Source organism: Rhizobium sp. SEMIA 4085, from assembly GCF_013004495.1.
Taxonomy (GTDB): Bacteria; Pseudomonadota; Alphaproteobacteria; order Rhizobiales; family Rhizobiaceae; genus Rhizobium; species Rhizobium gallicum.
Map to the genome: position 1 here is coordinate 1 of NZ_JABEPH010000478.1, position 3699 is coordinate 3699.

A 3699-nucleotide genomic window follows, 5' to 3' on the forward strand; every position below is an offset into this window, starting at 1 on the left:
TTGAGGAAATGGACTGTCTGCTCGTCGGTGACGCAGTCATGATTCTCTACCCAGGGCGGCGCAACCATGCAGCAAGCAACGGCATGGGGGTCCACGACGATTTCACCGGCAAGGGCATCGGCAGCGCATTGCTCGCCGAACTCATCGACATGGCCGACAACTGGCTAAACATAAAACGACTGGAACTATCGGTCTACACCGACAACGGGGCCGCGATCGCCCTCTACAGAAGATTCGGCTTCGAAGAGGAAGGCCTGCTCAAAGCCTTTGCCTTCCGTGCCGGGGGGTATGTCGACGCTTATGCGATGGCGCGGGTGCGCCTCAAGCCGCTCTAAGCCACGGCCAGCTTGTAAGGCTTTCCGAGGCAACCGGCTGGAATGGCCCATGCCTCGTTGAGCTTAACGATCATTTCCACCGTAAGCGCGCGCATGCGGTGGAGAATCTCGAAGGCCCGGGCACGGGATCCAAGAACATCGCCGAGGTCAGCCTGCGTGCGGTCGGCATGTCCATGAAGGTATAAGGACAGTCGGCTTTCATAGGCTTCGATGAGATCGGAAAGCACATCGGCTCGATCCGCCTCCGCGCAGCCGGTTGCCTGAGGCGCACCGAAATACGGTGTGTTTTCGCCAATCGCCCAAGCGAGATCAGCATCATTTCCAATCGGCCCGATGGCCGTTACAAATCTGCGGATCGATCCTGTCACATTCAGCATGCGTCCCGACGATCACCCGGTATTTTGCCGCCGATGTCGAAGATCACCCTGTGATAGCCAACGAGATCGACGTTGATGCCGAATGTCTTTTTGATTTCTAACGGTCTCGTCCGGTTCGAGCTGCTGACGATTGAATACCGAACGCCTAAAGGCAACCTTCGCCTGAGAATGCCGTTCCTCAAGCGAGCTCATCCACGGATCAGCGCAAGCCACTCGTCCTCATCCATGGTCTGGACGCCCAGCTCGCGCGCCTTGTCGAGCTTCGAGCCCGCACCGGGTCCGGCAACGACGATATCGGTCTTCTTGGAGACCGATCCGGCGACCTTTGCGCCAAGGCTCTCGGCTTTGGCTTTGGCCTCGTCGCGGGTGAACTTCTCGAGCGAGCCGGTGAAGACCACCGTCTTGCCGGAAACCGGGCTGCCGGAGGTGACCGGCAGCTCCGCCTCCTGCGGCGTCACTTCTGAAAGCAGTGCCGAGATGACCTCGACATTGCGCGGCTCCTTGTAAAACTCCACGATCGCGCGGGCGACGATCTCACCGATGCCTTCGATGGCGTTCAGGTCGTTCCAGGCATCGCCGGAGAGTGGCGCGGCCTCCTTCATCGCCGCGGCAAAAGCCTCGTAGGTGCCATAGGAGCGCGCCAGCAGCTTCGCCGTCGTCTCGCCGACATGGCGAATGCCCAGCGCGTAGATGAAGCGGTGAAGTGCGATGCTGCGCCGTTCGTTGATCGCCGCATAAAGCTTGCCGACGCTGACCTTGCCGAAGCCTTCGATATTTTCGAGCTTCGTCAACGAATTCTGCTGGCGCCGCTCCAGCGTGAAGATATCCGGCGCCGTGCGGATCCTCAGTGCCTCCTCGTCGCTCTCGAAGAAGAAGTCGATCTGCTTCGATCCCAGGCCCTCGATATCGAAGGCATTGCGCGAGACAAAATGCTTGAGATGCTCGGTTGCCTGCGCCCGGCACACGAAGCCGCCGGTGCAGCGCGTGACCGAATCGAGCTTTCCGGTTTTCTCGTTTCTTTCGCGCACCGCATGCGAACCGCAGACCGGGCAGCGCTTCGGAAACTCGTAGGGTACCGCGTCCGCCGGCCGCTTTTCCATGACGACATCGAGCACTTGCGGGATGACGTCGCCAGCCCGCTGCACGATTACGGTATCACCGACCCGGATATCGTGCTCTTCGTCGCGAATGGGCTCACCGGAGTTTCCGAGACCCTTGATGTAATCCTCGTTGTGAAGCGTCGCGTTTGTCACTACCACACCGCCGACGGTGACGGGCGTAAGCCGCGCAACGGGCGTCAACGCACCGGTACGCCCCACCTGAATCTCGATTTTCTCAACGGTGGTGAAAGCCTGTTCCGCCGGGAATTTATGCGCCGTCGCCCAGCGCGGGCTGCGCGAGCGGAAGCCAAGGCGCTGCTGCAGTTCAAGGCTGTCGACCTTATAGACGACGCCGTCGATATCGTAGTCGAGGTCGGGGCGCTTCAGGCCGATCTCGTCGTAATGGGCGAGGATGTCGGCTACGGAATTCAGCCGCTTCATCAGCGGATTGACCGGAAAGCCCCAGTCCCTGAAGAGCTGTACCATGTCGAATTGCGCGTCGGCCGGCATGTCGGACATTTCGCCCCAGGCGTAGGCGAAAAATTTCAGCTTGCGGCTTGCCGTCACCTTCGCGTCGAGCTGGCGCAGCGATCCGGCTGCCGTGTTGCGCGGGTTGACGTAGGTCTGCTTTCCCTCGGCCTCCATCTGCTTGTTGAGCGCCATGAAGTCGCTCTTTGCCATGTAGACTTCACCGCGCACTTCCACGACGGCCGGCACCCCCTTCGGCAGTTCGTTCGGAATCTCCTTGATGGTGCGGATATTCGCCGTGACATTCTCGCCCGTCGTGCCGTCGCCGCGCGTTGCAGCCGTCACCAGCCTGCCGTTCTCGTAACGGATCGACATGGAGAGCCCATCGATCTTCGGTTCGGCGGTAAAGGCGATCGACTGGTTCGGCAGGCGCCCGAGGAAGCGATAGACGCCCGCCACAAAATCCTGCACGTCCTCTTGGGAAAACGTATTGTCGAGCGACAGCATCGGGCGCGCATGGACGACCGGCGCAAAGGTCACCGAAGGTGCAGCGCCGACGCGGCGCGACGGGCTGTCTTGGCGGATCAGCTCCGGAAACCGCGCCTCGATCGCATCGTTGCGCCGTTTCAGCGCATCGTAATCGGCGTCCGAAATCTCCGGCTGATCCTTGCCATGATAGAGCGCGTCGTGATGGGCGACCTCTTTTGCCAGCCGCGCGAGCTCGGTGGCGGCATCATCGATCGTCAGGTCTTCAACTGCAACGGACTCGGTCGGCATACGGGATCACTCCAGAGAATCTGGAATCGTTTTAGAGCAAAAATTATGGATTGAAAGAGAGGTGGATGAGGCGGCCCGTCTTCCGCCTATCGGCACCTTTTCCCCGTTCTGACGGGGGGAAGGTAAATGCCCGCGCCGTTTCAGCAGAACGTGCGCTTGAGTTTAGCACGTCCCTCTCCCGTCAAAACGGGGAGAGATTGGGTGAAGACGATCCCACGGCATGACCTAATGCCTAGCCATTTCCCGCCAACAGCCGAGCCGCAGCCGCCCTCGCCTCTTCGGTCACGGAGGCTCCAGCAAGCATGCGGGCGATTTCTTCCGTTCGGTCCTTGTGCACCATCGTTGCGACGCGCGTGGCAATCTTTTCAGAGCCGTCGGAAACCGGTCCCTTGGAGATAAGCAGGTGCGTCGCTGCACGCGCGGCGACCTGCGGGGCATGGGTGACCGAGAGAACCTGCACGCGGTCGGAGAGCCGCTTCAGTCGCTGGCCGATCGCATCGGCAACGGCACCACCGACACCGGTGTCGATTTCGTCAAAGACGAGCGTCGGCGTCGAACCGCGATCGGCAAGCGCCACTTTCAGCGCAAGCAGGAAGCGCGAAAGCTCGCCGCCCGATGCCACCTTCATGATCGAGCCCGGAC

Annotated in this window: 3 protein-coding genes and 1 pseudogene; 1 reads left to right on the plus strand and 3 read right to left on the minus strand. The window is 60.8% G+C overall.

The features are described 5' to 3' along the window. A partial coding sequence (locus C9413_RS29410; RefSeq protein WP_170251296.1) for a GNAT family N-acetyltransferase occupies positions 1–335 on the plus strand: 335 nt, incomplete at its 5' end. Here the strand turns inward: C9413_RS29410 and C9413_RS29415 are convergent. The 3 genes and pseudogenes from C9413_RS29415 to C9413_RS29430 all read right to left on the minus strand — a co-directional run. Beyond that, a complete protein-coding gene (locus C9413_RS29415; protein WP_052451549.1) occupies positions 332–712 on the minus strand; it encodes an XRE family transcriptional regulator in 381 nt (126 codons plus the stop codon). The genes C9413_RS29410 and C9413_RS29415 overlap by 4 nt on opposite strands. A gap of 188 nt (positions 713–900) precedes the next feature. After that, positions 901–3057, minus strand: coding sequence for an NAD-dependent DNA ligase LigA (gene ligA, locus C9413_RS29425; protein WP_039845337.1), 2157 nt, complete (start codon positions 3055–3057; stop codon positions 901–903). 232 nt (positions 3058–3289) lie between these two features. Beyond that, positions 3290–3699 (minus strand): annotated as a pseudogene (locus C9413_RS29430) (DNA repair protein RecN); the annotation flags it as partial.

What these genes read in the sequence shown, in the direction of transcription:
- ligA (WP_039845337.1), bottom strand. Translation starts at nt 3,057, where the DNA reads ATGCCGACCGAGTCCGTTGCAGTTGAAGACCTGACGATCGATGATGCC.
- C9413_RS29415 (WP_052451549.1), bottom strand. Translation starts at nt 712, where the DNA reads ATGCTGAATGTGACAGGATCGATCCGCAGATTTGTAACGGCCATCGGG.